The organism is Flavobacterium ginsenosidimutans, from assembly GCF_037478105.1.
Taxonomy (GTDB): domain Bacteria; phylum Bacteroidota; class Bacteroidia; order Flavobacteriales; family Flavobacteriaceae; genus Flavobacterium; species Flavobacterium ginsenosidimutans.
Window position 1 is genome coordinate 1,317,171 of the sequence record NZ_CP147988.1, and the last position, 26,364, is coordinate 1,343,534.

General features: G+C 32.8%; 22 protein-coding genes and 2 tRNA genes. 11 read left to right on the top strand and 13 right to left on the bottom strand.

The genetic code is table 11. The features are described 5' to 3' along the window. Window positions 1–234: 234 nt before the first annotated feature. The 8 genes from V6624_RS05930 to V6624_RS05965 form a co-directional block, all read right to left on the bottom strand. Window positions 235–798 (bottom strand): phosphatase PAP2 family protein, encoded by a 564-nt coding sequence (locus V6624_RS05930; RefSeq protein ID WP_338841272.1) that lies wholly within the window; start codon window positions 796–798, stop codon window positions 235–237. Beyond that, window positions 798–1,145: a Sec-independent protein translocase subunit TatA/TatB gene (locus V6624_RS05935; RefSeq protein ID WP_338841273.1), complete on the bottom strand. Its 348-nt coding sequence runs from the start codon at window positions 1,143–1,145 to the stop codon at window positions 798–800. Before V6624_RS05935 ends, V6624_RS05930 begins: the two co-directional genes overlap by 1 nt. Before the next feature lie 152 nt (window positions 1,146–1,297). Then, window positions 1,298–3,541, bottom strand: coding sequence for a M1 family metallopeptidase (locus V6624_RS05940; protein WP_338841274.1), 2,244 nt, complete (start codon window positions 3,539–3,541; stop codon window positions 1,298–1,300). A gap of 65 nt (window positions 3,542–3,606) precedes the next feature. Beyond that, entirely contained in the window at window positions 3,607–4,113 is a 507-nt protein-coding gene (locus V6624_RS05945) for a DUF6702 family protein (protein ID WP_111284616.1), read from the bottom strand. Beyond that, a complete protein-coding gene (locus V6624_RS05950) occupies window positions 4,110–4,865 on the bottom strand; it encodes a hypothetical protein (protein ID WP_111284614.1) in 756 nt (251 codons plus the stop codon). The genes V6624_RS05945 and V6624_RS05950 overlap by 4 nt, the downstream gene beginning before the upstream one ends. After that, window positions 4,855–5,484 (bottom strand): carboxypeptidase-like regulatory domain-containing protein, encoded by a 630-nt coding sequence (locus V6624_RS05955; RefSeq protein ID WP_239455589.1) that lies wholly within the window; start codon window positions 5,482–5,484, stop codon window positions 4,855–4,857. Before V6624_RS05955 ends, V6624_RS05950 begins: the two co-directional genes overlap by 11 nt. An 85-nt stretch (window positions 5,485–5,569) precedes the next feature. Further along, a complete protein-coding gene (locus V6624_RS05960) occupies window positions 5,570–6,337 on the bottom strand; it encodes a carboxypeptidase-like regulatory domain-containing protein (RefSeq protein ID WP_239455587.1) in 768 nt (255 codons plus the stop codon). Continuing rightward, window positions 6,324–7,091, bottom strand: a complete 768-nt coding sequence (locus tag V6624_RS05965) for a carboxypeptidase-like regulatory domain-containing protein (protein ID WP_111284610.1) — start codon at window positions 7,089–7,091, stop codon at window positions 6,324–6,326. Before V6624_RS05965 ends, V6624_RS05960 begins: the two co-directional genes overlap by 14 nt. Before the next feature lie 166 nt (window positions 7,092–7,257). Between V6624_RS05965 and pepE the strand changes: the two genes are divergently transcribed. Continuing rightward, complete coding sequence (pepE, locus tag V6624_RS05970) at window positions 7,258–7,965, top strand: dipeptidase PepE (protein WP_338841275.1); 708 nt, start codon at window positions 7,258–7,260, stop codon at window positions 7,963–7,965. A gap of 168 nt (window positions 7,966–8,133) precedes the next feature. On the opposite strand, the gene V6624_RS05975 is transcribed toward pepE, so the two are convergent. Together V6624_RS05975 and V6624_RS05980 are read right to left on the bottom strand one after the other, a co-directional pair. After that, window positions 8,134–8,206: transfer RNA gene (locus V6624_RS05975), tRNA-Gly, on the bottom strand. A gap of 98 nt (window positions 8,207–8,304) precedes the next feature. After that, window positions 8,305–8,377: transfer RNA gene (locus tag V6624_RS05980), tRNA-Gly, on the bottom strand. Window positions 8,378–8,512: 135 nt separating this feature from the next. Here V6624_RS05980 and V6624_RS05985 point away from each other — a divergent pair. Continuing rightward, window positions 8,513–8,950 carry a GNAT family N-acetyltransferase gene (locus tag V6624_RS05985; RefSeq protein ID WP_111284606.1) on the top strand — a complete coding sequence of 146 codons (438 nt, stop codon included), beginning with the start codon at window positions 8,513–8,515 and terminating at the stop codon, window positions 8,948–8,950. A 1-nt stretch (window position 8,951) separates the two neighbouring features. Then, the gene (locus V6624_RS05990) at window positions 8,952–10,535 is read left to right on the top strand and encodes a L,D-transpeptidase family protein (RefSeq protein ID WP_338841276.1); all 1,584 of its coding nucleotides are present in this window, start codon (window positions 8,952–8,954) and stop codon (window positions 10,533–10,535) included. Here the strand turns inward: V6624_RS05990 and V6624_RS05995 are convergent. Then, on the bottom strand, window positions 10,524–11,249 hold the full coding sequence (locus tag V6624_RS05995; RefSeq protein ID WP_111284602.1) for a murein L,D-transpeptidase catalytic domain family protein: 726 nt from the start codon (window positions 11,247–11,249) through the stop codon (window positions 10,524–10,526). The genes V6624_RS05990 and V6624_RS05995 overlap by 12 nt on opposite strands. 290 nt (window positions 11,250–11,539) lie before the next feature. On the opposite strand from V6624_RS05995, the gene V6624_RS06000 reads away from it, so the two are divergent. Together V6624_RS06000 and gpmI are read left to right on the top strand one after the other, a co-directional pair. Then, the gene (locus V6624_RS06000) at window positions 11,540–13,969 is read left to right on the top strand and encodes a DUF5916 domain-containing protein (protein ID WP_338841277.1); all 2,430 of its coding nucleotides are present in this window, start codon (window positions 11,540–11,542) and stop codon (window positions 13,967–13,969) included. 139 nt (window positions 13,970–14,108) lie between these two features. Next, a complete protein-coding gene (gene gpmI / locus V6624_RS06005) occupies window positions 14,109–15,626 on the top strand; it encodes a 2,3-bisphosphoglycerate-independent phosphoglycerate mutase (RefSeq protein WP_338841278.1) in 1,518 nt (505 codons plus the stop codon). A gap of 182 nt (window positions 15,627–15,808) precedes the next feature. On the opposite strand, the gene V6624_RS06010 is transcribed toward gpmI, so the two are convergent. Next, window positions 15,809–17,062, bottom strand: a complete 1,254-nt coding sequence (locus tag V6624_RS06010) for a DUF445 domain-containing protein (RefSeq protein WP_338841279.1) — start codon at window positions 17,060–17,062, stop codon at window positions 15,809–15,811. Between the two features lie 221 nt (window positions 17,063–17,283). On the opposite strand from V6624_RS06010, the gene map reads away from it, so the two are divergent. The 6 genes from map (at window position 17,284) to pruA (ending at window position 25,493) form a co-directional block, all read left to right on the top strand. After that, entirely contained in the window at window positions 17,284–18,102 is an 819-nt protein-coding gene (map, locus tag V6624_RS06015; RefSeq protein ID WP_338841280.1) for a type I methionyl aminopeptidase, read from the top strand. Window positions 18,103–18,127: 25 nt separating this feature from the next. Next, complete coding sequence (locus V6624_RS06020) at window positions 18,128–18,901, top strand: class I SAM-dependent methyltransferase (protein WP_111284592.1); 774 nt, start codon at window positions 18,128–18,130, stop codon at window positions 18,899–18,901. Window positions 18,902–19,015: 114 nt separating this feature from the next. Continuing rightward, on the top strand, window positions 19,016–21,919 hold the full coding sequence (locus tag V6624_RS06025) for a DEAD/DEAH box helicase (protein ID WP_111284590.1): 2,904 nt from the start codon (window positions 19,016–19,018) through the stop codon (window positions 21,917–21,919). Between the two features lie 74 nt (window positions 21,920–21,993). Beyond that, the gene (locus V6624_RS06030) at window positions 21,994–23,247 is read left to right on the top strand and encodes a DUF5103 domain-containing protein (protein WP_111284588.1); all 1,254 of its coding nucleotides are present in this window, start codon (window positions 21,994–21,996) and stop codon (window positions 23,245–23,247) included. Window positions 23,248–23,327: 80 nt separating this feature from the next. Then, on the top strand, window positions 23,328–23,714 hold the full coding sequence (gene apaG, locus V6624_RS06035; RefSeq protein ID WP_008467225.1) for a Co2+/Mg2+ efflux protein ApaG: 387 nt from the start codon (window positions 23,328–23,330) through the stop codon (window positions 23,712–23,714). Window positions 23,715–23,867: 153 nt separating this feature from the next. Then, window positions 23,868–25,493, top strand: a complete 1,626-nt coding sequence (gene pruA / locus V6624_RS06040; protein WP_338841282.1) for an L-glutamate gamma-semialdehyde dehydrogenase — start codon at window positions 23,868–23,870, stop codon at window positions 25,491–25,493. Window positions 25,494–25,562: 69 nt separating this feature from the next. Here pruA and V6624_RS06045 read toward each other — a convergent pair whose 3' ends face one another. Beyond that, window positions 25,563–26,309, bottom strand: a complete 747-nt coding sequence (locus tag V6624_RS06045) for a carbonic anhydrase family protein (RefSeq protein ID WP_111284584.1) — start codon at window positions 26,307–26,309, stop codon at window positions 25,563–25,565. Window positions 26,310–26,364 lie beyond the last annotated feature (55 nt).

The following is a 26,364-nucleotide window of genomic DNA, read 5'->3' on the forward strand; positions in this document are numbered from 1 at the left end:
TTCTGAGATACTAAGATTCTAAGTTTTTTTAAACTGAAAATATACTATTGGGTTTCCTCCAGCTAAAGCTGGAGGAACATAATTTAAGATCAAGGGCTTTAGCCAAATACTCGAAGGAGTTTTGGCTAAAGCCTTTTTATTTGCCAATAAAAAAACCTCCAGCTAAAGCTGGAGGCAATTGATATATAATCCTTAGTATCTTAGTATCTCAGAACCTTAGCATCTTAAAAAGAACTATCCTGGAAAATACTGTGGTTTCAATTTTCTGTACACTAAATAAATAAGTGATCCGAAAAGAGCTCCAAAGAAATATCCTGCTAGAATATCACCTGGAAAGTGTAATCCTAAATAAATACGGCTGTAAGCAAAAACTAAAGGCCATAAGAATAAAAGTCCGAAATATTTAAAGTGGCGCTTTAAAACTAAAAATAAGAAAGTCGCAACCGCCATTGTATTGGCTGCATGTCCTGAGAAAAAGCTATATGATTGCCTAACCTGAACCACTCGGATAATTGAGTTTACTTCAGGATCATTACACGGACGTAAACGCTGGAAAGTATGTTTGAATAAATTACAAGTCTGGTCTGTAAAAGCAATTAGAATCGCTATAAAAAGCAATAAATACAGGGTTTGTTTTCCTCCTATTTTTTTATAAATAAGATAGAATAGAAGTAAGAAAAATGGCGTCCAATACAACTGATTGGTAATAATAAGCCATAATTTATCGTATGTTTCAGAACCTAATCCGTTAAGAAAGATTAAAAGATCTTTATCTAATTCCTGTATTTTTTCAAGCATTACATTTGGCGTTTAATAGGTCCAGAGAGTGTGTCAATATCTTCTTTTACTTTTTCTATTTCAGTAGTTGTATCTCCTAAAAGATTTCCTGTATCTCCAAGTAAATTAGATTTTGCATTATTAATTTCTGCATTGATATTTCCTGTAAGATCATTCAAAGATTTCGCATCAAGACCATTAGCCTCTGCTCCTTTCTGAATTTCACTTTTAATATCATTAGTTGCATTTTTTAATTGAGCCATAGCTTTCCCCATTGTACGAGCAATTTCTGGCACTTTATCAGAACCAAAAAGCATAAGTACTATAAACAGTATGAAAACTAATTCTCCTCCTCCTATACCAAACATAACTTTTATTTTTGTTGTCGCAAAGATATTAAACTTTTCAGGTTAGAGTTTTAAAATTAACTTAAAAAGTCCTTTAAAATGCATTTATAAAAAGAAAAAAGTTCATCAAGCTTTTGTAAACCTGATGAACTTTTTATTCATTTTTTATTTTCTTAATCAAATTTTGACTTTGTTTCTACTTTTGGCCAAGAGTTATTGGTTACATCAATATCTGCCGTCATCAATTGAGGATCTATTTGAATACTCTTAATTGCTTTTGTTGTAGCGTAAACTTTTTTAGCCGTTTCGTTACTTTTTCTCCAAATCTGTGCTGGATATTTGTAACTGTCTTTAGAACCGTCTTCATAAGTAATCTCAACTAAAATTGGCATAATCATACCTCCTGGTTTATTAAACTCAACTTCATAGAAATATTTAGGAGATTTGATACTTGCTTTTTCATCAGCAGTAAAAGTCTGATCTACATAATCTGCCAAAGTTTTAAAGTCTTCTACTTTTAAGGCTTTTTTCTTAGAATCACTTACTTCTGCATTATCTCCAGAAACCAAGTAAACAAAAGGTCCTTTTTCATACCCAAAACGCCCTTTTCTTACTTTTACATCTTTAATATCTGCAGTTGGAGTTTCTGAAACATAATATTGTTTTACATCTTTAATTCCGATATCAACAAAATCTGTTGAGTAAAACCAACCTCTCCAGAACCAATCCAAATCTACTGCTGAAGCATCTTCCATTGTTCTAAAGAAATCTTCTGGGGTTGGATGCTTAAACTTCCATCTGTTTGCATACGTTCTGAATGCATGGTCGAATAATTCTCTTCCCATAACTACTTCTCTCAAAATATTAAGACCTGTAGCTGGTTTTCCGTAAGCATTATTTCCAAACTGGTGAATCGTTTCTGAATTCGACATAATCGGCTCTAAAAACTTTTGATCACCGCTCATATAAGGAACAATGTTTTTTGCTGGTCCTCTTCTTGAAGGGAAATTTGAATCTAATTCTTGTTCAGCTAAATATTCTAAGAATGAATTTAAACCTTCGTCCATCCAAGTCCATTGACGCTCATCAGAGTTTACAATCATCGGGAAGAAAGTATGTCCAACTTCGTGGATAATTACACCGATCATTCCGTTTTTAACTTCTTTGCTTGTTACGCCATTTTCATCTGGACGGCCATAATTCCAACAAATCATTGGATATTCCATTCCTTGATCTTCAGCTGAAACTGAAACTGCTTTTGGATAAGGATAATCAAAAGTATGAGCAGAATAACTTTTTAAAGTATGCGCTACAACCATTGTAGAAGTTTCACCCCAAAGCGGATTTGATTCTTTTGGATAAACAGATTCTGCCATAACTGTTCTGTCTCCAATTTTCACAGCCATTGCATCATAAATGAATTTTCTTGAAGAAGCAATTCCAAAGTCACGAACATTTTTAGCACTGAATTTCCAAGTTTTTTTCTTTTCAGAGAAACCTTTTTCCGCTGCTTCTGCTTCTGCTTGTGTTACAATTACAACAGGTTTATCAAAAGATTTTTGAGCCTCTTGATATCTTTTTACTTGTTCAGCTGTAAACACTTCGCTTCTGTTCATTAATTCTCCCGTAGCATCAATTACGTGATCTGCAGGAACTGTAATATTTACATCAAAGTTTCCGAAAGGAAGAGCAAACTCTCCGCTTCCCCAAAACTGCATATTTTGCCATCCTTCAACATCATTGTAAACCGCCATTCTTGGATAGAATTGCGCAATTACATATAATTTATTGCCGTCTTTCTCGAATAATTCATATCCAGAACGACCGCCTTCTTTTCTGTAATTATTGATATTATACCACCATTTGATTGAAAAAGAAATTTTCTCTTTTGGTTTTAATGGCGAAGTCAAGTTAATACGCATCATTGTTTCGTTGATCGTATAAGACAATGCATTTCCTTTAGCATCTTTTACTTGTTCAATATTAAAACCTCGCTCTAAGTCTTTTTTCAAATATTTAGAAGAAAACCCATCAAGTGGCAAAACCTGACTAATCTTGTCACTTTCTGCTAATGAAGTTTGTGTATTTGCTTTTGCCTGATTTTGATCCAATTGTACCCATAAATATTCTAAACTATCTGGCGAATTATTCGTATAAGTAATCGTTTCAGATCCGCTTAGTTTTGAATTTTTATCATCCAATTCAACATCAATTTTATAATCTGCTTGTTGTTGGTAATAAGCTGGACCTGGTGCTCCAGAAGCTGTACGAAACATATTTGGAGTTGCCAGCAAATCATACATCTGGCTAAACTTATTGGTATCGTATTTTCCCTGCTGTCTTGTAGGCGTGGTTGCTGCTTTCTCCTGCGCGATTAACATTGCAGGAAAAAGTAATAATAATGAAAGTTTTTTCATAAAAATCTAATGGTAATTTCTCAGGGCGTGAAAATAGTAATTTAAACACTAATTTTGCGGATTCGTTAATACTTTAACAATTCTTTCCTTGAAGATTCTGTAAAAAGCACGCTTCTTTTGGTATCAAATGCTGAAATATGTGTAATGTTTTGCTGTTCTGCATTCCAATCCACTAAAATAGTATTCGAAATTTCAAGCGTCTTAAATTTATCTATATCCTTAATTCTTGAGTAACAAACCAAAACGTCACCTGCCTCTACTTCTTTAGACAAAAAAGTTATGGCTTTTGACTGTCCGTTTACTTTGATTAAAAAATGTTCCGACAAGTATTTTTTCAATAATTCAACATCTGCTGGAGTTTCTTTGCTTGTACCCACAAATGCTTTTTTGTGATACTTTTTCTCCATTGCATTATTCAAATCATCAATAAAAATGCGGGAAGTAATTTGTAGCATCTTTTTCTCCGCTGCATAATTGACCTGAAAAACCCCAACATAAAATTTATGAAAAGTAAATGCTGAAGACAATACAAACAAAACTGCCAGCAAACAGTAAATTAATTTATTTTTCATTTTTGAATAGCAGGAGCTTTCTTAAATTCTTTATTCTTGTTAACCATAAAATCTATTAACTGAAATTTTTGATCAGGATCGACCAAAAGTTTTGAATGCGGATCATTTGAACAGTACATTAAAAACAATTCAATTTCATCGTCTTTAAGATTCAATGTTTTGGTATAAAAATCTTTTGTAAAATTGTCTTTAGCATATTCTACAAAAGCAATATCTGTAACTTCTTCTTCTTTCACATCTTCTTTCTTGCTCAGCAGTTTTTTGACATCTTTAAAAATACGAACAAAGTCCATTCCGTATTTAATAGTTTGATCTGAGAGCATTGCTTTATTTTCAGGAGAAGACAGTTTATCATCTTCAAACTGCATATCTACAATTCCTTGCGATCCGCCTCCCAGCGCCTTAACTTTTAATTCTTTTTGAACAACAACCTCTTTTAACTGATTATTTACTAAATCCAATTTTATTTTAAACAAAATTTCAGCGCAGTCTTTCTCCGTTAAAACAATTTTTTTTGATTGAAATGCTAAACCAGAAAACAGCAAAGTATCTTTTGGCCGAGCCATGATATCAAATAAACCGCCTGAACCGATAAATGTTCTGACATTTGCATTAATATTCATTACATAACCACTTTCTATGGCTAAAAAATCATTTAAAACCTGACCGTGCAATGGCTTTCTTGAACCGTTTTGTCCTAATACAATTTGACAAAATAAGCAGACAACGAGTACTCCTAATTTATTTTTCATTTTCGAGAATTGTTAAATATTTTCTTGCTAAATCTGTGATCAAAAACATACTCATTGTTTTGTTTTTAGTATTCAAAGATACAGCAAAATCAGCATCATCTACACAAAATAATTGAAATCCTTTTATATCATCAACAGGAATTCTTAATCTTTGCGTGTAATAATTCTCTTCAAAAAGATATTCCAACTTTCTAAAAAGAGCCTCCTTTTTCTCGACATTTACTTCTTTCTTCAACATGGCAGTTCTTCCCGAAATAGCATTTAACAGCTTATCAACAGAGGTTGAAGTTGCAGTATAAACTTTTCGTTCTGCTGGCGTATATTTTTTTTGTCCGTACGGAATAATTCCTAAATTTTCTGCAGTTATGTTAGCATTTTCATTAACAACCACTTCTTTTAATTCGACTTCTTTTGCCGTCATTTTAACAACCAGCACATTTGGAGAAATATCTTCTAAAGCAATTCTTCGTTTAACTGGTTCTAAGTTTACAGCAGAAAAAACTAAAACATCTCCTTCTTTTACAGCAATTGAAAAGCCACCATCAGAATCAGAAACAGTTGCTGCTTGAGTGTTGTTATTAATAATATTCACCCCTTCAATTGGAGTGGATTGCTCCATAACCTTTCCAACTAAATGCTTGTAGTCGCTTTTTTGTCCAAAACTAAGTTGAACAAAAATCAAAAAAACAATAATTGATATTACTTTACTTATTTTCACCTGCAATTATTTCTTTATACTTTACAGCCAATTCCCCTAAAAGAAATTCTGTTGAAGTTTTATTTTTTGAATTCATAGTTGCACAGAAACTTTCATTTTCAACTGCATAAAACTTAAATTCATTTATATTTTCTTTGGGTATACTTAAGCGCTCAACAAAATAAACCTCATCAAACAAATAACCTAATCTCTCAAAATTCTTTTCCTTTTTCTCGATTTCAACATTTGCTTTTAACCGCTTCGTTCTCCCATTTATTTTATTTATCAGAGGATCAAGTTGCATTGAACCTCCCAAAAGTCCAAGCAACATGACAGGTTTGAAATCTCCAGCTGTTGCCAATTGCCTTTCTGCCTGCGTATATTTTTTTTGCCCTCGCGGAATAATTCCTAAATTTTCTGCAGTGATAGCTGTATTATCATTTACAATGACTTCTTTTAACGCTACTTCTTCTGCATTCATTTTAATCATCAGCGACTCAGAATGCATATCATCAGATGTAATTATTCTTTTAACAGGATTCAAACCTACAGAAGAAAAAAGCAAAACTTCACCTTCTTTTACATCAATAGCAAAATTACCTTCTGCATCTGAAATTACAGCAATTTCCGTAATACTGTTAACAATATTAACACCTTCAACTGGATTAGACATTTCCATCACCCTACCATACAATCGTTTAGCTTCTGTTTGCCCAAAATTATTTTGAGCAAAAAACAGAAAAAAAACAGCTGATATGGTTTTACTTGTTTTCACCCGAAAGCATCTCTTTATACTTCACCGCCAGTTCTCCTAAAAGAAATTCTGTTGAAGTTTTATTTTTTGAATTTAAAATAATAGTAAATTTTTCATTTTCGATTGCATAATACTCAAATCCTTTTACATATTCTGCTGGAATTTTCAATCGGTCAATAAAATGATCCAGACTAAACATATTCTCCAACAGCCTCATAAAAAACTCTTTCTTTTCGACTGCAACTTCTTTTTTAAGCATTGCCGTTCTTCCTGAGAAGAAATTCAGTAAAGGATCTGCAGAAATAGAACCACCAACCATACCACCTCCATTAGCCGTTGCATTAAGAGCCGTTGCAGTTTCCAATTTTCGTTCTGCAGCACTATATTTCTTTTGCCCAGCTGGAATTATCCCTAATTTTTCGGCATTAATATTATCATATTTTTTCACCACAACTTCTTGCAATTGATACATGACCATACTAAGATTTACCATGAAATTAAGGTTTGAAAAATCTTCAGATTTCAGCAAAATTCTTTTTTCCTTAAAACTAATCGAAGAAAAAACCAGGATATCATCTGCTTTTGCCAAAATCGAAAAAGATCCTGAAGCATCAGTCGTTACTGTTTCTTCCGTTTGTGCGTTAATCACATAAACACCTTCTAAATCTGAGGTATTCGAAACTACTTTACCACTTAAAATAGCACGATCCTGAGTTTGAGACAAACAAGTCTGTCCCGCTAAAACAATTAAAAAACAAGTAATTTTCTGAAACAAAATGAAATAAATTAAAAATATTCTTAAAAGGGTAAAAATATCCTAATATGATCCAAATTAAGTATTAACGAGTTGGTAAAAATATGTTAATTAAAATGATAAATTTTTAGACAAAAGAGAGAGTTTTTAATACCTTTAACAAACAAAATTTTGAGTTAAAAAAATCATGAAAAGCGTTATTATTGCAAGCACTTCTACATTACACGGAGGCAACTATTTAGAATATCTTTTACCTACTTTAGAATCGCATTTTAAAAACTGCAAAACAATCCTATTTATTCCTTATGCACGCCCAAGCGGAATTTCGCACGATGAATACACACAAAAGGCAGCAGAAGCATTTGCAACGATTAATATTGATGTTAAGGGAATTCATGAATTTGAAAATCCGCAAGACGCTGTAAAAAATGCAGAAGGAATATTTACTGGCGGAGGAAACACCTTTTTGCTAGTAACCCAACTTTATAAAAACAACGTTATGCAGTTGCTTTCTGAAACTGTAAAAAACGGCACTCCCTATTTTGGATCAAGCGCAGGAAGTAATATTTGCGGTTTGTCAATGCAAACTACAAACGACATGCCTATTGTTTACCCTCCAAGCTTTCAAACTTTAGGATTAATTCCTTTCAATTTAAATCCACACTATTTGGATGCTGATTTGCAATCTAAACACATGGGAGAAACTCGCGAAACTAGAATTAAAGAATTTCATGCATTCAATTCAATTCCGGTTTTAGGCTTAAGAGAAGGAAGCTGGCTGGAAGTTAAAGGTGAAAAAATTACCTTAAAAGGAGATTTGAAAGCTCGTTTGTTCAGACAAAATCAAGATCCAATGGAATTAGAAACAGAAAGCGATTTGAGCGATTTGAAATAAAAAATTCAATATTTTAAATTCCAAATTCCAAGATTAAAACAATAAATGAATGCAGAACTGGAATTTAGCCCCTAACGATAGTGAAAAGGCGAAGCAATTTAAAAATTGGAAATTACATTTTAGAATAAAAAACAAAAAAGCCTCAAACAATGTTTGAGGCTTTTGAAGAGCGAAAGACGAGGCTCGAACTCGCGACAACCAGCTTGGAAGGCTGGAGCTCTACCAACTGAGCTACTTTCGCATTAACCGGGTGCAAATTTAAAATTTTTAATTTTAAAAACAAATAAAAATTAAAAATTTTATTTTCACAAAAACAAAACTAAAAAGTTTGTTTTCTAGAGCGAAAGACGAGGCTCGAACTCGCGACAACCAGCTTGGAAGGCTGGAGCTCTACCAACTGAGCTACTTTCGCATTGGTTGTGCAAATATAGAAAGAAAGTTCAGTTAAAAACAAGCTTTTCGGCAAAAAAAATTAATAAAAAACAACAATAATTTATAACTGATTTAAAATTAAAAAGTTATAAATGCAATATTTTTAAAAAAAATTATGATCACAATTAAAGAAATTACGTCAAAAGAGACTTATGCAGTTCGCCAACCGGTTTTAAGAAAAGGAAAACCTATAGAAAGCTGCATCTTTGAAGGCGATGATTTAGAAACAACTCATCATTTTGGGTTATTTGAAAATGAAGATTTAATAGGAATTATTTCGTTATTTGATAAAATCAACACTATATTTGCCGAAAAAAATCAAGCCCAAATTCGAGGGATGGCTGTTTTAGAAACGCATCAAAAAAAGGGATTTGGAGAAGCTTTAGTTAGACATTGCGAAACCTACTGCAATGATAATCAAGTTGATTTGATTTGGTTTAACGCCAGAACAGCCGCTGTAGGCTTTTATCAAAAAATGAATTACCAACCCCAAGGTGAAGCATTTGATATTAAAGATGTTGGCGAACATTATTTGATGTTTAAAAAATTATAATATGAAAAACCTCTACTATTTAGTAGTAATATGCATTCTTGTGGGCTGTAAAAAAGACATTCCCAAACCTATTCCTGTTGCCAAAAAGAAGGTGCCAGAAATTATACTTACCGATGAAAGAAAAGTTGAAATAGACACTGCCACAATAAGCACTTTTAAGAGCGAAACATTAAAAGAATTTTATATCGCATCTGAAAACCAAACTGTTTGGGGAAATCTTAAAAAAAGAAAATTCGTTTTATCTCAATTAGAAAATTCAAGCAACTTAGGCTTAGAACCAGAAGATTACAAAACTTCTCAGCTGAAAAAATTTGAAAGTAAAATTGGCAAGCTTAACGATAAAGATTTAGCAACTTATGATATTTTGCTGACTTATAATTTCGAAAAATATTTAAGTCATTTATATAAAGGCAAACTAGATCCTAAAAAAATTTACTCTAATTGGGATTTGGATGAAAAGACATTTGATGTAAATAATGTTTTAATTAAGGCTTTCAACAGAGATAAGTTAGATAGTATTGTCGAAAATATTCAGCCGAAAACACAAACTTACAAAGAGTTGCTAAAAGCGCTGGAAATCATCAATACATTTCCAGATGATGATATAAAAACCATTGAATCTGCTGATAAAATTGTTTTAAAAGATACCAATCCTGCCTTAATAAACATTAAAAAAAGGCTTTTGTATTGGAATGATATGACTGGAAAAGATAGTCTTACTAAGATTTATGACCAAAAAACCTTTGAGTCGGTTAAAAGATTTCAGGAAAGGCACGGTTTAGCTGCAGATGGAGTTATTGGAGCAGGAACAATAAGCGCTCTAAACTATTCTAAAGAAAGCAGAAAAAAACAAATTATTGCCAATTTGGAACGCTGGAGATGGTATCCTTCTGAATTGGCAGAAAATTATTTTATCATCAACATTCCTGATTACAGCTTAAATGTAGTTGAAAATCAAGACACTACTTTGGTTAGAAACGTTGTTGTAGGAACGATTAAAAGAAGAACACCTATTATTACCTCTTTCTTAAAAACAGTCGTTTTTAATCCGACTTGGACTGTTCCTCCGACAATTTTAAAAGAAGATGTGGTACCGGCAATGAAACGTAATCGAAGTTATTTGGCTAAGAAGAACATCACCATTTATGACACATCTGGAAACGAAGTAGATCCAGTTAAATGGAATGAAAACAAACCAAACAATTATCGTTATGTGCAGAGCCCTGGCTATAATAATTCTTTGGGTTTAATGAAAATTTTATTCCCAAACCATCATAGCGTTTATTTGCACGACACCAATCACCGTAATATTTTTGGACGAAACAATCGTTCTATGAGTTCTGGATGCGTTCGTGTTGAAAATCCACTGGAACTTGCACAGCATATTTTGGATGTTGACGGAAACTGGCCTCAGGATAGAATTGATACTATTATTGCCAGTAAGAAAACCATGAGTTTTAAAATCACTAAAAAATATGCATTATATCAATGGTACTGGACAGCATGGAGCAAAAAAAATCAGCTCCTTTTTAGAGCTGATATTTATAATTTAGATTCGGATTTATATGCCCAATTACGAAATTAGTCTTTCCTCCATCGAGAAACTTCTTGACGGATGATAGATATATAAACACGATTTGTCTTTTATTAATTGAATAATGTCGTTTGTCAATTCAACCGGAACTGCAGGACAGCCTTGGCTTCTGCCTAATCTTTTATGATCTCTAATAAAAGATTCAGATACATAGTCTGCGCCGTGCATTACAACGCCTCTTTCGCGAGCATTGTCATTTACGCCGTTTTCTAAACCATCTAAACGCAAAGAAGCGCCATGTTTGCCTTGATAAATTTCACCAGTCGCATAAAAACCTAAACTGCTTTTAAATGATGAATTAAGATTTGAAAATGCTGAAGCAAATTCTTCTCCAGTATTTCTTCCGTGAGCAACAAGCGAATTAAACAAAATTGTATTGCTAGTTAAATCAATCACCCACAAACGTTTAGTGTTTGATGACAAACTGAAATCAATTAATGTTAAGATATTTTTCTTGATCACTCCTCTTTCTTTCAACAAATAAAATCCCTTTAAAGCTTCCGAAAAAGTTTTAAGTTCAGGCATTTTAAAGTTGTTCGAATTTAATGAATTATAAACGCTCTCGATTTTGGAATCAACTGCGACTTTTTCGACTTTGGCAATCGTCTTTACAGTAGCGTTTTTTTTAAGATCAGCAGTGTTTTTTGAATCTTTTCCAAAAGACAATAGCAAAAACACAAATAACGGATAAATTTTGTAAATCATTGAATTTCTTTAGGTTAAACAAAAAATTTGGGTATCGCAAAATTATAAAAAAATCAAACCTTGCAAAATACATCCCTGATTTTCAGGCTTTTTTTGCTTAAACTTTAACATTATTAACATAAATACGCTTTTTCTGTAAGATTTTATCTTATAGTTAAATTCATAACATTTAAGTCATTTTTCTTAAAAAAAGCAGAACAAAATGGAAATCTTGAAACTAAAAGTGTAACAAGTAGAATAAATTTTAGTCTATTATTTCTATAAAAAAACCTATTTCGCATAAAAAATCAATGAAAAGATTCATTTTCTTCAGTCTTCTATTATCTGCTTTGTGGAGTTATGGCCAGAAAAAATCACTTCAGGCACAATTAACTTCGCAATCTATTTCTATTGATGGAAAATTAGACGAACCTGCTTGGGAAAATGTGCCAATTGCTACCGATTTTGTTATGCTTGAACCAGATAACGGAAAAGCAATTCCATACGAAAAACGTACTGAAATTAAAGTCTTATATAATAATGACGCTATATATATAGGTGCGATGATGTATGATGATGAACCTTCTAAGATCTTAAAAGAAATTTCTCAGCGTGATAATTTTGGAACAGCAGATCTTTTTGGTGTTTTCATAAACGGTTTCAATGACGGACAGCAGGATTTTATGTTTTACGTTTCTGCAGCCGATGTTCAGGGAGATTGTATTATGACCGACGCAAACGGAGAAGATTATTCTTGGGATGCTGTTTGGATCAGTAAAGCCACACTAGCAGAAAACGGATGGATTGTAGAAATGAAAATTCCATATTCTGCTTTACGTTTTTCTGCTGAAAACAAACAAACTTGGGGAATTAATTTCTTTAGGGAGATTAAGCGTGAACGTTTTAAATATACGTGGAATTTTGTCGACAAAAAAATTGGAACTTTTACGCAACAGACGGGAACTTTAGAAGGAATTGAAAACATCAAACCTCCTACTCGATTGTTTTTTATGCCTTATGCTTCTTATTATTTGAATGCCGCTGAAGGACAAAAAACATACGGAACAATGAAAGGCGGAATGGATATTAAATACGGTATAACAGATGCTTTTACAGTTGATGCTATTTTAATTCCAGACTTTGGACAAACAAAATATGACGATCAGATTTTAAATCTTGGCCCTTTTGAACAGCAGTTTAACGAAAACAGGGCTTTCTTTACCGAAGGAACAGATTTGTTCAGTAAAGGAAATATGTTTTATTCCCGAAGAATTGGTGGCGCTCCATCAATCGATCCTTCACTAAATGAAAATGAAGAAATTACCGAATTGCCAGCCGCTGTAAATTTAGTTAACGCCTTAAAATTATCAGGAAGAACCAAAGATGGTCTTGGAATTGGCGTTTTAAACGCCGTAACCGAAAAGACTTTTGCTACAATAAAAAATAACGAAAACGGAGAAACGAGACGTGTAATTGTTGAGCCTCTTACCAATTACAATGTTTTGGTTTTAGATCAGCGTTTTCGCAAAAACTCGTCGGTTACTTTTATAAATACCAATGTGACTCGAAATGGCCATACTAGAGATGCAAATGTTACTGGTTTGGCATGGGATTTAAACACAAAAGCGAATACTTATAGTTTATTTGGAAATGTAAAATACAGCCATATTAATGATTTTCAAGATAAAAATGGTTTTTATTCGACAGTAAGTTTGGCCGAAACCAGCGGAAATTACAGATATAGTATTGGTTCTGATTTTGTAACGAAAGATTTTGACCCAAATGATCTTGGAATTAATTTCTATACCAATTATTATAATTTTTATGGAAATGCCAATTATAGAATTCTAAATCCTACCAAAAAGTTCAACACTTTTAGAATCAACTATAATATGTATACGGAATTCAATAAAGAATCTGGAAAATTGCAAGACAATAATATAAATGCGAATTTAAATTTAACTACGGTAAAAAACAATTATTACGGAACTGGAATTACTTTTTATCCGTTAGAAACTTACGATTATTATGAGCCGCGTGCCGAAAATAGATATGTTGCGATTCCGAGAAGAATAGAAACTTGGGGAAGTATTTCTACCAACTATAACCATAAATTTGCGATTGATTTAAACGGGACTTTTAATGTCTTTGATGAATCTGAAAGAATTACGTACGGTTTTGATATTGGACCAAGATACCGTTTTAGCGACAAACTTTTATTGACTTATTTCTTTAGTTATATTAGAAAAAACAACAACAAAGGCTACATCGACCAAATTGATGACGACAGCAACTCATCGACTCCAAACGAAATCATTTTTGCTAATAGAAACGTTATTACTTATTCCAATACTTTAGGCGGCAAATATGCTATAAATAGCACCATGACTATAAATCTGGCAGTTCGTCAATATTGGTCTTATGCCGATAATAAAGATATTTTATCATTAGAACCAAACGGAAATCTAAGCCCTTATCCGCAGTACACCGATAATAAAAATTCAAGTTTTTATTCTTGGAATGCCGATTTATCTTATTCTTGGTGGTTTGCGCCCGGAAGTCAGCTTTCTGCTTTGTATCGAAATAATGCTTCTAATTTTGAAAGAGTTATTGATAAAGATTTCAGACACAATGTTTCAGGACTTTTAAATAATGATGCTTTAAAACACATATTTTCTATAAGTGTAAAATATTTTATTGACTATAATGCTGTCAAAAATAAAGTCAGAAAGCGCGCTTAGCGTGAATTAATTTTAAAAAATAAAGGCTTCTGCAATTAAATTAATATTTTTTATCTCTCTTCATTTTATTAAATATAAATGTAACAATCGTTTCTTGCCTATTTTAGAAATGATTTATCTTTGTAGAAAACAAAAAGTAATGAACAAAAAAGTTATCCTTATGATTTTAGATGGTTGGGGAAAATCTCCTGACCCTAAAGTATCTGCAATAGACAATGCAAATGTTCCTTTTATAAACAGTCTATACAAAAATTACCCAAGCGCACAACTTAGAACTGACGGATTAAATGTTGGTTTGCCAGAAGGACAAATGGGAAATAGTGAAGTTGGACACATGAATCTTGGTGCAGGAAGAATTGTATATCAAGATTTAGCCAAAATAAATTTAGCTGTAGAGCACAAAACTTTAGCAAAAGAGCAAGTTTTAATTGATGCTTTTACTTACGCTAAAGACAACAATAAAAAAGTGCACTTTTTAGGATTAGTTTCAGATGGTGGTGTTCACTCACATACTTCACACCTTCGCGGATTAATTGATGCTTCTCAAGAATACGGATTAGATCAGGTTTACATTCACGCTTTTACAGATGGACGCGACGTTGACCCAAAATCTGGAGGAAAATATATTCACGATTTAGAGGATTATATTAAAGATACTCCAGTAAAAATTGCTTCTATTATCGGGCGCTATTATGCAATGGACCGCGACAAACGTTGGGAACGTGTAAAATTAGCTTACGATCTTGTTGTTAACGGTGTTGGAACTCCATCAACAAATGCTGTTGCAAGTGTTCTAGACAGCTATGCAAAAGATGTAACAGATGAGTTTATCGAACCAGTTGTTATTGTTGATGAAAATGCAAAACCTCTTGCTACAATTGTTGAAGGTGATGTTGTAATTTTCTTCAACTTTAGAACAGACAGAGGACGTGAACTTACTGAAGCTCTTTCTCAGCAAGATTTCCACGAGCAAAATATGCACAAACTAAACCTATATTATGTAACATTGACAAACTACGACGAAACGTACCAAAACGTAAAAGTGGTTTACAATAAAGATAATATCACTGAAACGCTTGGTGAGGTTTTAGAAAAAGCAGGCAAAAAACAAATCAGAATTGCTGAAACTGAGAAATATCCGCACGTAACTTTCTTCTTCTCTGGAGGTAGAGAAACTCCTTTTGAAGGTGAATCAAGAATCTTAAGAAACTCTCCAAAAGTGGCTACTTACGATTTACAGCCAGAAATGAGTGCTTACGAATTGGCAGATGCTCTTGTTCCAGAATTGAACAAAGGTGAGGTTGATTTCGTTTGTTTAAACTTCGCAAACGGAGACATGGTTGGACACACTGGAATTATGGAAGCTGCAATTAAAGCTTGTGAAGCTGTTGACGCTTGCGCGAAAAAAGTTATCGACGCTGCTCTTGCTAACGATTACACTACAATTGTAATTGCTGATCACGGAAACTGCGAAACAATGATTAATCCTGATGGTTCTCCAAATACGGCTCACACAACAAACCCAGTGCCGATTATTTTAGTTGACAAACAATTAAAAAGTATTCAAGATGGTGTGTTAGGTGATATCGCTCCAACAATTTTAGAATTAATGGGCGTGCAACAGCCAAATGCAATGACTTGTCATTCATTATTATAGAAATATTTTTCTTCATATAAAAAGAGGCGAATTCTTTAGAATTCGCCTCTTTTATTTTTACGCATTTTTTGTCATTTCGACGAAGGAGAAATCTCCACGAGAAACTCGACAAAAATTGGCGATATAGTTTGCGGAATTTCTAGTGCGATTTCTCCTTCGTCGAAATGACAAAATTGTGGTTATTACATTATAAAATAATGATACAACTGCTCAACTCCATAAATCACAAGACCAATAAAACCACCAACTAAAGTTCCGTTTATTCTAATGTATTGAAGATCTTTCCCTATTTCTAATTCCAGTTTTTCAGAAACTTCTTTTCCATCCCAACTTTTTACAGTTGAAGAAATCAAATCTCCGATTACTTTTTTGTTATTTAAAAGAACCGATAACAAATCATTTTTAATGAAATTATTGATTTTGTCAATCATTAAAGGATCTTCTTTGATTCCGTTTCCAAAACCTTGAATCAAATTGGCAATATTATTTTTTATCGAAGAATCATCACCTTTATTAATATCGTTTGTAATAGATAATTTTACCTCATCCCAAATTCCGTTGATGTAATCTTGAACCTCTTTTTTTCCAACAAAACCCAAAATCATATCATTGATTTTAACCCTCATCTCTTCTGAGTTTTTTATTTTATCTAGAAAATTATAAACGTATTCGTCAATTTTAAGTCTTACCGTGCTTTCTGGATTTTTTGCTTCGTTTAAAAAATCTTGCAATCCATTAAAAACACCTTCAGTAATACTTTTATCAGCTAATCCGAAACTTAAAAAGGGAGTTGAAGCTTTTACTTTTTTTCGAATTAAATCTTTATTGTTTGTCAATTCGGCACTCATCACTTCCAAAAGATTTGTCAATAACTGATCTTTTACATTTCCTTTTTGTAAAGGTTCTAAAGCCAATGCAACCCAATCACCAAAATTTATTCCTTCAATTTTTTCTTTAAATTGAACCTGAATAAATTTTCTAACATCTTCATCTTTTATAGTTCTTAAAATACCCGGAACAATGTTGAGAGCAACAACACTGGCAATTTTATCAGCATTTTCTTCATGCGAAAGCCATTCTGAAGCTTTGGTTGCAAAATTAAATTCATCCAGTTTAATTTCTAATTTTTCTCGATCCAGAAATTCTTCAGAAACAAAATTTCCAAGGTTCTCTCCTATTTCATTTTTCTTGGTCGGAATAATGGCTGTGTGCCAAATAGGGATTCCCATCGGATGACGAAAAAGTGCCACAACCGCAAACCAATCGGCAATTCCACCAACCATTGCCGCTTCGCTAAAAGCCTGCAGCATCGGAATTTTAAAATAAATAGCAATTAAAAACAATAGCACTGCAATACCCAAAAGTCCTAAAGCATTTCTCTTCATTTTCTTAAGAGCCTTTACTTTAGCAATATCTCGATCTATATTGGTTTCCATAATATTATCATTTGTACTACTAATTTATGCCTTTTTTCTGAAACGCTTTAACTCTATTGATTGTTTTGATAGTCGCTAATTCACGAATTTTCTTTAAAAATTAATTAATTCATTTGTGTAATAACTTTTTTTAAATTTTTGTTTTGAGATAATTCGAGAATTCGTGGCTAAAAAATTTAGATAAAATATTGTACTTTTGCGAACTGAAAAATGGAAAAAATATGATTATCCAAAAAACTAGAGAGGAAATCGAATTAATGCGCGAAAGTGCTTTAATCGTATCAAAAACATTAGGAATGATTGCTTCTGAAATCAAAGAAGGAGTAACTACATTATATCTTGACAAATTAGCCGAAGAATTTATTCGTGATCACGGTGCAGTTCCAAGTTTCCTTGGATTGTACGATTTCCCGAATTCGCTTTGCATGAGCCCAAATGCTCAAGTTGTTCACGGTATTCCAAATAATGTTCCTCTTAAAAATGGTGACGTTATTTCGGTTGACTGTGGTGCTTTCAAAAATGGTTTCCACGGAGATCACGCATACAGTTTCGAAATTGGAGAAGTTGCTCCTGAAGTTAAAAAACTTCTACAAGTAACTAAAGAATCTCTTTATGTTGGAATTAGAGAATTTAAAGCAGGAAATCGTGTGGAAGATGTTGGAAACGCGATTCAAAAATATACTGAAGCTCATGGTTATGGCGTAGTTCGTGAATTGGTTGGACACGGTGTTGGACAAAAAATGCACGAAGAACCAGAAATGCCAAACTACGGAAAACGTGGACGTGGAAAGCTTTTTGTTGAAGGAATGGTTGTAGCAATTGAACCAATGATCAACATGGGAACTAGAAACATCAAACAACTAAAAGACGGTTGGACAATTCTGACTGCCGACGGAAAACCTAGCGCGCACTTTGAGCACGATGTGGCTTTAATTGATGGAAAACCAGAATTATTATCGACTTTCCAATACATCTATAAAGCTCTAGGAATCGAAAGCAACGAAGAAGATGAATTCAGACAAGTGCCTTTAGTTCTATAACAAAAAACAACCCGAATCTATTCCTGTGAAAAAATTATTTAAACTTGTACTTAATACAATTCCGCGCCCTTTATTAATTCGTTTGAGTTACGTTGCGCGTCCAATTTTAGCATTCTCTTTGAGAGGAGATAAATTTACAGATCCTATTGATGGAAGAAGCTTTAAATCGTTTTTGCCTTACGGATACGGGAAACAACGCAATAATGTACTTTCGCCAAGTACGCTTTCTTTAGAAAGACACCGTTTGCTTTGGTTGTATTTAAACGATCAGACTGATTTTTTTACAGCGCCAAAAAAAGTATTGCATTTTGCTCCGGAACAAGCTTTTTATAAAAGATTCCGCAATCAGAAGAACCTTGATTATACGACAACCGATTTACTTTCGCCTTTGGCCGATGTAAAAGCAGATATCTGTAATTTACCTTTCAAAGACAATGAATATGACGTTATTTTATGTAATCACGTTTTAGAACATATTCCAGATGACACTAAAGCGATGCAGGAATTATACAGAGTTTTGAAACCAGGCGGAATGGCGATTCTTCAGATTCCTCAGGATTTATCTCGTGAAGTTACCTTTGCTGATGATTCGATTACAGATCAAAAAGAACGTGCTAAAATCTTCGGACAATACGATCACGTGCGTGTTTACGGACGCGATTATTTCGACAAATTAAGAAGCATTGGTTTTATTGTTATCGAAGAAGATTATACGAATAAAATTGCACCAGAATTGGTTGAAAAATATTGTTTAGCAAAAGGCGAAATTATTCCGCTTTGCTTTAAACAAGAAAACTAATTCTTTTTCACCATAAATAAGTTCATTTAAAGAGTTTTCAAATTATTATTATTTTGAAAACTCTTTATTTTTTGCCCAATTCCCAAATTACAAGCCTAATCAAATCCCTAAATCTTGGAACCTACAAAACCATTTCAATTCTGTTTTGACATCAGTTTGGAAAAAAATCTGAATGTCTATATTCCAACCGCCTACATTGTTGAGAATACTAGCGAAATCAAATATTTAGATAAAAAAGCAAGTCCCAACGTACTTGAAAGTTTCGGGATCGTTTTTGAAAATTTAGATTCTAACACCAAAAGAATTTTAACCGCCTGCGATTCTTTAAAACCTGAATTCATTTTCAAAAAGTTCAGCGCAAAAATCAAATCGGCTAAAACAATTGCTGATCTTCAAAAAGATTCTAAAATTGATTTTGCCATTCGTCAGCATTTAAAATTCAACTTGAGTTCATTTTACGATTTGATTGTAAAAGAGCAATTTCCTTTGTCTCTAAATCTCGGACCAGAAAAAGATTTTTATCGTTCGAGAGTCAATATTGATCCGCTTGATTTTGAACCTCAGATTCAATTTGACAAACATGCCGAAGGAATCACTTACACTCTTTCTTTAAAAGAAAATGAAACCACTTTTTCTCCAATGGATATCAAAGCTGAAATTCTTTTGGATGAACCCGGCTGGCTGATTATCAATAAAAAATTAGGACAGTTAAAAGAGCTAAACTCTAAAAAACTGATGCCTTTTTTAAAGAAAAAATCAATTGAAATCCCTTCAAAATTAGTTGATGATTACTTTAAAAGTTTTATTCCTCAAATAGCGAAAAAAATTGATATTGAAGCAACTGGTTTTGAAATTGAACTTCGAGATAAAATCATTTCCTGTACGATTCAGCCAATTCATGATTTCTTTAAAAACTGTTATTATCTCAATCTATATTTTGATTATAACGGATATTCATTTGATGCAAGCAAAACTAAAAAAACACATTCTTTTGTCGATTTCAGTGTTGCCAATGAACCTAAAATAATTCAGTTTAAAAGAAATTCTGAAGAAAGTTTTTTTATCGAAAAATTAAATGAAATTGGTTTAACCAAAATCAAAAACGAATTATTTGGATTACATTCAGAAGCAGAAAATAAAGATCCGTATGTCAATATTCAACTAATTATTGACAATAAAGAAAAGCTTAAAAGTTTAGGTTTTACTGTCGAAAATCTGAAATTAGAAAGTAGAGAGATTGTTACAGAAAGTTATACCATTTCTGCATCAAAAGAAACAACTGGAGATTGGTTTGATATTAAAATAATTATTACTGTTGGAAATTATAAAATCAATTTCAGCGAAATTATTCCAAACATAAAAAGCAAAGAAAGACTTTTTGCGTTGCCTGACGGAAACTATTTCTTGATTCCGTTAGAATGGTTTAGCAAATACGGTTCTTTGGTAAAATTAGCCAAAACAGAAAATGGCGTTTTACTTTTACGAAAAAGCAATTTTACCGCTTTAGACGGAATTTCAGAAATTGATAATGATTTAGATCAGATTCATCAAGCTGAATTTACAGCTTCAGACTTAATAAAAGCGACTTTAAGACCCTATCAAATTGACGGTGTAAAATGGCTTTTAGGTCATTTTAATTCGAATATGGGCGCGTGTCTGGCTGACGATATGGGACTTGGAAAGACGCTGCAAACTTTGTCTGTTTTAGTTTCGGTGCAAGAACAATTAGGCTTTACAACCAAAACCACTAATTTTGATTTGTTCGCCAACGAAACCACTATCGAAAGAGAACCACTTAAAGCTTTGATCGTTCTGCCTTCTTCATTGGTTTTTAACTGGTTTAATGAAGCGGGGAAGTTTACGCCTCACTTTTCGAAAATGCAATATGTTGGAAATGACAGAAAATCACTAGCAAGCAGAATCAATTCAACCGATTTGATTTTTACAAGTTACAGCATCATTCATCGCGATATTTCAATTTTAGAAAAATACGATTTCCGTTATTTGATTTTGGACGAAAGCCAATACATCAAAAACAAAAATTCTAAGATTTTTAAAGCCATAAATAAAATTAGTACGGGACATAAAATTGCATTGAGTGGAACGCCGATCGAAAATTCGCTTGACGATTTATGGTCACAAATGCAGTTTATCAATCCGGAGATTTTGGGCAGTTATGCTTTCTTTATGGAAAATTTCAAAAATCCGATTGAGAAAAAACAGAATGAAGAAGTTTTAGCAGAATTAAAAAATCTTATTCAGCCTTATATTTTGCGACGAACCAAAGAACAAGTTTTAAAAGATTTACCAGAATTAACAGAGCAGATTTATTACTGTGACATGGATCCTGAGCAGGAAAAATTATACGAAAAAGAAAAATCTAAAGCTCGAAATTTCCTTCTTAAAACCGATGGATCTCCTGACAAAATCAGCATTATCAATACTTTGATGAAACTGCGTCAGTTAAGTAATCACCCAAAAATGGTCGATGCAGATTCAGAAATTGATTCTGGAAAATATATTGCCGTTACGAACTATTTAGAAAGTTTAGTAAAAGGAAAACAGAAAGCGATTATTTTCAGTTCGTTTGTTACCAATTTAAGTTTTTATACCGATTGGTGTAAAGAGAATAAAATTGAATTCTGCGAAATTACAGGTGAAACTCCTGCAGAAAAAAGAGAACAGCAAGTAAAATTATTTCAGGAAAAAGAAAATCCGTTGTTATTCTTTATTTCACTAAAAGCTGGTGGAGTTGGTTTGAATATTACGAAAGCTTCTTATGTATTATTCTTGGATCCGTGGTGGAATCCTTTTGCAGAAAAACAAGGAGTTGGTCGAGCGCATAGAATTGGGCAATTGAATAAAGTAAATGTGATTCGTTTTATTTCTAAAAACACAGTTGAGGAAAAAATCATCAAATTGCAGGAAAACAAAAAACTATTATCTGATTCCCTTTTAGAAGAAAGTTATATTAATGATGAAATTGAAGGTAACTTAGAATATATTTTGGGTAATTAATAGTTAAATCCAATAGATTGGCATCTTTTTCGTTATATAAAATTGTTATATTTACAATCTTACAACGAAATAAGATGCCAAAATTTTTCTATACAAGCTTGATTTTTCTTTTTATTTTCACTTTGGCGAAAGCTCAGGAAAAAGAAATCGATCCTCCTTATAATATTAAAACCGTCTCTTTTATTCAGAATGGCAGTAATGTTCCACCTATTTTCGAATTAGGTTCTGCATTTACATTTCAATTTGATGATTTGTTTGGCAATGAAGCCAATTATTATTTTGAAGTTATTCATTGCGATTACAATTGGTATCCAACAGATATTCCTAAAACAGATTATATTTTCGGCATGGATAATCAGAGAATTACAGATTTTTCAAATTCGTTTAATACACTTCAGGTTTATACGCATTACAGACTTTCTTTTCCTAATCAGTTTACACAGCTATTGAAACTTTCGGGAAATTATATGCTACGAATTCTGAACGATGATAAAGAAGTCGTTTTCTCAAGAAAATTCATTTTGTTTGAAAATCATTGTACTGTTGGAACTCAAGTAAAAAGAAGCCGCAACCTCAGCAATATTGACTATAAACAAAATCTTGATATTGCAATTTTGTCAAATGATATTGTTTTTCAGACGCCATTACAGAATGTGAAAGTTCTTTTATTGCAAAATGGAAACTTTCATACCGAGATAAAAAATATTGTTCCTCAATACACCATTGGCAATCAGCTTATTTATAAATATGACAAAGAAACCCAATTTTGGGGCGGAAATGAGTATTTGTATTTTGAAAATAAAGACATTCGCGCGGCAAATAATAATGTTGCTAAAGTAGGTTCTAACGGCGATATTTATAACGCTCATTTATACACTAATGCAGCAAGAGGAAATCAGATTTACACCAATTATGAAGATGTAAATGGGAATTTTGTTGTGAAGAATATCAATGGTTCTAACAATGATATTGAAGCCGATTATGCTTGGGTATATTTTACACTTTCGGCACCTGCTTTTAGATTGAATAAAGACATTTATATTACTGGAATGTTCAATAATTACAGTCTTACGCCAGAATATAAAATGGATTACAACACTGATAAAGGCGTTTTCGAAAAAGCCATTATGATCAAGCAGGGTTTTACCAATTTTCAATATACAGTAGCTGATAAAAAAGGAGTCATTGATAATGAAAATGCTATTGATGGAAACTTTTATCAGACTGAAAATGAGTACACGATTTTGGTCTATTACAAAGAAGCAACCGATCGTTATCAGCGTGTAATTGGAAAAGGAAATGCAAACTCTATCAATATAGTCAACTAAAACAAATGTTAAGGTTCTAGTTTAACTAATTTTTTTTCGTAACTTTGCCACTATAACACTCACATATATACGGCGTTAGTATGGTTTCTCAAATTACACGAGGCATAAAAATATCTGTTTTGACTAGTTTTGAAGGTACATACTTCAAAAACTACAAGATTCATTTTGCTTTTAGCTACGTAGTTACCATCGAAAATCATAGTAAAGATTCTGTACAATTAACTTCACGTCACTGGGAAATTTTTGATTCTTTAAACGACTTAGAAGTTGTAGATGGCGAAGGTGTAATTGGTAAAAAACCAGTTTTAAAACCTGGCGAAAATCACACTTACAGTTCTGGCTGTCTATTATCGTCTCCTTATGGCGCTATGAAAGGTCATTTTAATATGATCAATTTTACTACAACAAAAACATTCAAAGTTATCGTTCCTACTTTTAGAATGTGTGCTCCTTTTGCTTTAAATTAAGATATAATTTACAGCGATTGCTTTTATCGTTATCTTAATCATAAAATTGTCAATTTATTAATTTATCCTTTGTACTTTTGTGCAGCGTTAGATTATTCGTAACAAAACAAATCGTCTAACTTTAAATTGTCTAATTCACAAATTTTAAATAACATGCTTAAAGGATTTTTCCATGTACCAAAAGCGGTAAACGAGCCTGTAAAAAGCTACGCACCAAACTCTCCAGAAAAAGCAGCTGTTCAGGCGGCTTACACAACAATGTGGAATTCTCAAATTGACGTTCCTTTGCATATAGGAAGCGAAGAAATCAGAACTGGAAACACAAGAAACATTACAGCTCCACACGACCACAAACACGTTGTTGGAAAATATCATTTAGCTGAAAAACAACATATTGAAAAAGCAATCGCTAATGCACTTGAATCAAGAAAAGCATGGGCAAATATGGCATGGGAACAACGTGCTGCTATTTTCTTAAAAGCTGCTGAACTTATCGCAGGACCATACAGAGCTCGCATCAACGCTGCAACAATGATTGGTCAATCTAAAAATATTCACCAAGCAGAAATCGATGCTTCTTGTGAATTAATTGACTTCTTACGTTATAATGTTGAGTTTATGACTCAAATCTACAACGATCAGCCAAAATCAGATTCTTCTGTTTGGAATCGTGTAGAATACAGACCATTAGAAGGTTTTGTTTATGCTATTACTCCATTCAACTTTACTGCAATCGCTGCAAACCTTCCTGCAAGTGCTGCTATGATGGGTAACGTTGTAGTTTGGAAACCAAGTGATAGCCAAGTATTTTCTACAAAAATCATTTTAGATGTTTTCAAAGAAGCTGGAGTTCCTGACGGAGTTATAAACGTAGTTTTTGGAGATGCTTTAATGATTACTGATACTGTTTTGGCAAGCCGTGATTTTGCTGGTATTCATTTTACAGGATCAACTCACGTATTTAAAGATATTTGGGCTAAAATTGGTGCAAACATCCACAATTACAAAACATATCCAAGAATCGTTGGTGAAACTGGAGGTAAAGATTTTATTATTGCTCACCCAAGCGCAAACGTAAAACAAGTAGTTACAGGAATTACTCGTGGAGCTTTTGAATTCCAAGGACAAAAATGTTCTGCAGCATCTAGAGCTTATATTCCTCAAAGTTTATGGCCTGCTGTAAAAGAGCAATTAGTTGCTGATGTAAAATCTATGAAAATGGGTTCTCCGGAAGATTTTGGAAACTTCATTACAGCAGTTATCCACGAAGGATCTTTTGATAAATTAGCTAGTTATATTGACCAAGCTAAAAAAGATGCTGATGCTGAAATCATCGTTGGAGGAAATTACGATAAATCTGTTGGATACTTTATTGAACCAACGGTTATTGTAACTACAAATCCAAAATATACTACAATGGAAACTGAACTTTTTGGACCAGTTATCACGATTTATGTTTATGAAGATGCTAAATGGGAAGAAACTTTAGAATTAGTAGATACTACTTCTGAGTACGCTTTAACAGGAGCTGTATTTAGCCAAGATCGTTATGCTATTGAAGTGGCTACAACTAAATTACAAAACTCTGCTGGTAACTTCTACATCAATGATAAACCAACTGGAGCGGTTGTAGGAATGCAGCCATTTGGTGGAGCAAGAGCTTCTGGAACTAACGATAAAGCAGGTTCTGCATTAAACTTATTACGTTGGGCTTCTCCAAGAACTATCAAAGAAACTTTTGTAACTCCAGAAGATTACAGATACCCTTTCTTAGGATAATCTGATTTTAGAGTTCAGATTTTAGATTATAAAAATGCGTGTAATTTCTATATTACACGCATTTATTTTTTATAAAAAAATTACTTCGCCAGAATGCAGATCATAATAAGCACCTATTATTTTGATTTCGCCTTTATCTTCCATTTCTTTCAAAATAGGACTTCTAGATTTTATATCTGTAATTGTCTGTAAAACATTATTTTTTGCAACATATTCTACAAAATCATCGTTCTTGACAGTTTTATCACCAGCAAAATCTTGAGATTTAGCAATAGCTGGTTTTATTTTAGAAAGCATAGCTGTTATATTTCCCAATTTCACATCATCAATTGCAGACTTAATGGCTCCGCATGATTCATGTCCTAAAACTAAAATTAGTTTTGCTCCAGAAACTTTACAACCAAATTCCATACTGCCTAATAAATCCTCATTTACAAAGTTCCCTGCAACTCTTCCAACAAAAAGATCGCCGATTCCCTTATCAAAAACATCTTCAACTGGAATTCTACTGTCAAGGCACGAAAGAATAACAGCTTTTGGATATTGGCCTTCTGAAGCATCACGTACTAAAGCCGAATGATCTCTTAAGGTTAGATCATTATTCATATACCGCTTGTTTCCATCTTTCAAACTTTTTATTACCAAATCTGGAGTCAAAGCTTTCTGCTGTTCGGCAGTTAAAACTTTCTCTTTTAGAGGAACTAATTTCGAAATCTTGTCCAAAGATTTGTTCTCAGATTCATTTTTATCTGATTTTTTTTCGCAGGAAACTGCTAATACCAATAAAGGCAGCAACATAAAAATTACTTTTTTCATTTGAGATAATTTTAAAGTTATGAAAAAACACTTAAAACATAAACCATTACAAATA